This window comes from Massilia hydrophila (assembly GCF_020208145.1).
GTDB lineage: Bacteria > Pseudomonadota > Gammaproteobacteria > Burkholderiales > Burkholderiaceae_D > Telluria > Telluria hydrophila.
In genome coordinates this window covers 1-255 of the sequence record NZ_JAHYBX010000104.1, presented here as the reverse complement: position 1 = coordinate 255, position 255 = coordinate 1, and the positions used below count along the sequence as shown (strand labels likewise).

The window sequence follows — 255 nt, the reverse complement described above, 5'->3', positions numbered from 1 at the left end:
CGAGTTCTCTCAAGCGCCTTAGAATACTCATCTCGCCCACCTGTGTCGGTTTGCGGTACGGTCTCGTATGACTGAAGCTTAGAGGCTTTTCTTGGAACCACTTCCGATTGCTTCGCACCACATGGGTGCACGTCCCAGTCCCTTGAATCCTGCGCCCGGATTTGCCTAAGCGCCTTCTATGAACCAGAAACCAGCTATTCCAACAGCTGGACAACCTTCCGCGATCCGTCCCCCCATCGCATCATACGACGGTGC

1 rRNA gene is annotated in these 255 nt (G+C 54.9%); it reads right to left on the bottom strand.

What is annotated here, in order from left to right:
• Positions 1–255: ribosomal RNA gene (locus LE190_RS21705) — 23S ribosomal RNA — on the bottom strand; the annotation flags it as partial.